The sequence below is a fragment of the Neorhizobium sp. LMR1-1-1.1 genome, from assembly GCF_040675795.1.
Classification (GTDB): domain Bacteria; phylum Pseudomonadota; class Alphaproteobacteria; order Rhizobiales; family Rhizobiaceae; genus Neorhizobium; species Neorhizobium cellulosilyticum.
The window spans coordinates 1-1,025 of sequence record NZ_JBEGHE010000063.1 but is presented as its reverse complement, the minus strand read 5'-3'; the positions used below and the strand labels follow the sequence as shown (position 1 = coordinate 1,025).

Annotated in this window: 1 protein-coding gene; it reads left to right on the top strand. The window is 58.5% G+C overall.

Annotated elements, in window-relative coordinates; all coding sequences use genetic code 11:
* The coding region (locus MRBLMR1_RS26975) for an IS110 family RNA-guided transposase (protein WP_500066964.1) at positions 1 to 737 on the top strand (737 nt) is incomplete at its 5' end.
* Positions 738 to 1,025: the final 288 nt, after the last annotated feature.

The following is a 1,025-nucleotide window of genomic DNA, read 5'->3' as shown; positions in this document are numbered from 1 at the left end:
ACGCCGCGGCCATCTGCGAAGCAGTGACGCGACCGGCAGTTCGCACAGCTCCGATCAAGTCGCTGACGCAACAGGCGTTGCGTGTCCTGCATCGCACACACGAACTTCTTTCGCGACAGCGGGTTTCGTTGATCAATGCGATCCGTAGTCATATGGCTGAGTTCGGTGTGATCGCGCCAGCAGGCCCTCAGCATGTTGGTTCGCTGATCGAGCGGATATCCGATCCGAAGACGCCGATCCCAGATGCGGTTCGAGCGCCTCTAGGTATCTTGGTCGATGAGTATGTCGCCTTGAACGCGCGGATCAACGCTCTCGAAGCTGAGATGCGCAAGAGTTGCCGCGAAGAGCCTGAATCGGCCAGGTTGCTCACCATCCCCGGCGTCGGCCCAATCACCGTCAGCGCCATATTGGCTGGAGTGCCGAACATCCGCGGTTTTCGATCCGGTCGCGACTTCGCCGCGTGGCTTGGCCTAGTGCCACGTCAGAACTCGAGCGGTGGCAAAGACCGATTGGGCCGAATTACCAAGATGGGTGATCGTACCATCCGACGTCTCCTGGTCATTGGCGCGATGTCTACGATACGCTGGTCGAGGAGTAAGCAGAACTTCGCTCAAAGTTGGCTGGGTCGCATTATCGCTCGTAAGCCAATCAAACTCGCGGCCGTTGCCTTGGCAAACAAAATGGCAAGGATCATTTGGGCGGTGATGACGCGCGAGGAGACCTACCGACCGGCATAGGTATCGATCGCCAGGAACAGCCGGGTCCTGGCGGTTGTGGTGCAACGGCGCTGAATGGGAAGATGACGCGACAGTTGATAGACGAGATCGGGACACCCAGTAGACCTGTAGGCGCTTCGAGCGCGTCAGTTTGTTATGGACCCGATCCGCGAATCTCATCTGGGCCGGCGGCCAAATATGCCGCCTTTACGTAGGCCGGACACATGCAAGCCGCCGACTATCGCGCATCGATCAAATAAGCCTCTTGCATCACGGGAGCCATCCACACATGCAGGTCTCGATGAGCGA